Raw genomic sequence first — 3,272 nt, forward strand, 5'->3', positions numbered from 1 at the left:
CAATCGCTCTTGCTCTTCCGCGAGACGGGCGGCATTCGCTGCGCGTGCCCGTTCCCTCGCGCTGATCGTGGATGTGTTTGAGGACGCCATGCCGCAAACCTTACCGCCGGCAGCGGCGATCGGCCATCAATTGTTCCCCGCCCACCTAACGGTTCCCGGCTCAAAAACTCGGGCCAACCATCACAACTTCACTGAACCTTTTCACACATCACCATGTCAAACCATCTATCCACCCATGTCATCCATATTTTCCAACACTTCGCTTCCCTCAGCGCAAACAGTTCGTCCCTCACCAAATGCACTTCGTTTCACTCAGCCAAACGCACAAATTCAGACACACCTCTTGCTGAATTTCAGACTTTGGGGGTGTCTGCCCTCCACCAGGCCGCCTGCGGCGACTATGGTGGCCTTGTGATGACGCTCCACGTACTGCACGCGGGCGATGGCTACGAGTACCTGACAAAACAGGTCGCCACCGCTGACCGCGAGCTGGAGCACGGGCAAGAACTCACCGATTACTACACCGCCCACGGCACCCCGCCGGGCACCTGGTTCGGCGCAGGACTGAACGACCTGGCGCGCATGGACGCCGACGCAGCAGTCGATCCCGCGGACCGAATCGGTACCGGGGAGACCGTCTCCGAACCGCAGATGAAGGCACTGTTCGGCGAGGGAATGCACCCCAATGCCGACGCGATGATCGAGGACTTCATCGCCGCCGGCGCCAAGCCCGAAGCCGCCGTCAAAGCCGCCCGGCTCGGACGCAAGTTCCCCAAGTTCACCAACGACATCCCGCTCCTGACCGAGCACCGTGCCGCTCTCGAACAGTTCGCCGCCGACAACGGACGTCGACCGTCGAAAGCCGATTCAGCTGCGCTCATGGAGAGCGTCGGAACCCGGCTGTTCGAGCAGACGCATGGCCGAGCAGCCGAAGACAATCGCGAGCTGTGGTCGTGGATCAGTGCCCAGAAGTCCCGCGTCCGCCAACCCGTCGCAGGCTACGACCTGGTGTTCACACCACCCAAGAGCGTGTCGACGATGTGGGCACTCGCCGACGACGACACCCGCCGCGCAATCGAACGCATCCACCACGAAACCGTCACCGACACCCTCGGCTGGATCGAGCAGGAAGCGTGCTTCACCCGCACCGGCGCCACCAGCCAGGAAGTGCACGACACCACCGGCCTCGTCGCCACCCTCTACAACCACTACGACTCCCGCGCCGGGGATCCGAACCTGCACACCCACGCCGTCGTCTCCATCAAGGTCTGCACCGAAAACGACGGAAAATGGCGTGCCCTCGACGGGTCCACCCTGCACCGCTACGGCGTGCCGGCCTCGCAGCGCTACAACGCGACCGTCATGGCGAAGCTGCACACCGAACTCGGATTCGACCTCACCGAACGCTCCACCGGACGCGGCCGCCAGGACATCGTCGAGCTGGCCGCAGTCCCCCAAGAGCTGTGCGAAATGTTCTCCTCACGCCGCACCCAGATCGAGGCCCGCCGCGATCAACTCGTCGCTGACTACCGCGCCTCGCACGGCCGGATGCCCTCTGCAAAAGCGATGTACGCGCTCTACCAGCAAGCGAACCTCGACACCCGCGCCGGCAAGCAAGAACCGGAAACATTGCGCGAAATGCAGCACAACTGGGTCACCCGATCCGCCCAGATTCTCGGCACTCCCGAACACGTCGACGGTCTCGCACAACACTGGCGCAACATCCAAGACGCCCACGCCACAGGAACTCTCAGCCCGACGACCATGCGCGCCGCTGACAGCGTCGACGTCGAAGCCGCCCGCGTGCTCGAACGCCTCGAGAACGTCCGCGCAAGCTGGGCGATCACCCACATTCACAGCGCCGTCGAAGCGAATTTCGCGGCCGTCACCTTCCACGACGACAGCGCCCGCCGAGAGGCAATCGACGCCGTCACCGCCCACGTTCTGACCGAGTCCGTGCACATGCCGGCCGCCGATCTTCCGCCCGTCCCCGAGGTACTGCGACGCCGCAACGGCGAGTTCATCCTGGAACGACACGGCGCCGCACTGCACACCTCCGAAGGTGTCATCGCCGCCGAGCAATCCATGCTCGACGCCACCGGCACACCGACCACCTACATCGCGACGCAAGCCGGACTCGACAAGGTCGTCGAGAAAATCGCCCGCACGAGCGATCACCCACTCAACGCCGGACAGCGCGAGCTTGCCGAGCATTTCGTCGGCGCCGGAACACTCCTCGCCGTCGGTATCGGCCCGGCCGGCACCGGCAAGACGACGTCGATGAAAGCGGTCACCGACACCTGGACCGCCGCCGGATACGAGGTCATCGCGCTCGCACCATCTGCCGTCGCGGCCGAAACCTTGGGTGAAGAAATCGGCACCACCGCCCACACCCTCGCGACCCTGACGTACCCGTGGCGCGGACTCGAAGACTATGAACCGCGCAGCCTCCCCGAGCACATCGAGATCCCCGCCGGGGCGATGCTGCTCGTCGACGAAGCATCCCTGGCATCGACCAAAGACCTCGCCGCCATCACCGAAATCGCCGCCGCCAAGGGCGCCGTAGTCCGTCTACTCGGTGACCCGAACCAGCTCGACGCCGTCGAAACCGGTGGAGCGCTGCGACTGCTCGCCGAAGAAACCAACGCACCCGAACTCACGGTCGTCGTGCGCTTCGGCAAAGACACCGAACAAGCCGAGAACTCCCTCGCCCTGCGGCACGGCGAAGAGAGCAGCCTGGAGCTGTTCTACTCCCGCGGATGGGTCCACGACGGCACCGCCGCCGAGATGAAAGACGCCGCAGCAACCGCCTACCTCGCCGACATCGACGCCGGGAAATCGTCGATCGTCATGCTCTCCACCCGCGACGACGTCCGAGAAGTAAACCTCGCGATCCAAGCGCACTACCGCGCCGCCGGAACCGCCAAAGCCGAACACACGGTGACCCTGTCCGACGAACTCGACGCCGGAGTCGGTGACATCGTCCTGACCCGCAAGAACAACCGACGTCTTCGGACCAAGGGCGGCAAACGTCGCAACATGTTCGTCCGCAACGGCGACCTGTGGACCGTCACCGCCGTCAACGAGAACGGCTCACTGAACCTGCGCAGTAAAACCCACGAGGGCGCGATCACCCTGCCCGCCCGGTACGTGAAGCGGAACACCGAACTCGGCTACGCCGCCACCGTGCACCGCAGCCAAGGCATCACCGTCGACACCTCCCACACCACCGTCGGACACAGCACCAACCGGCCCGGCCTCTACGTCGCCAC

Annotated in this window: 1 protein-coding gene; it reads left to right on the forward strand. The window is 64.6% G+C overall.

The features are described from left to right. Positions 1-366: 366 nt before the first annotated feature. A partial coding sequence (gene mobF, locus VIQ49_RS15960; protein WP_331886323.1) for a MobF family relaxase occupies positions 367-3,272 on the forward strand: 2,906 nt, incomplete at its 3' end.

It is taken from the genome of Williamsia sp. (assembly GCF_036566845.1).
GTDB lineage: Bacteria > Actinomycetota > Actinomycetes > Mycobacteriales > Mycobacteriaceae > Williamsia.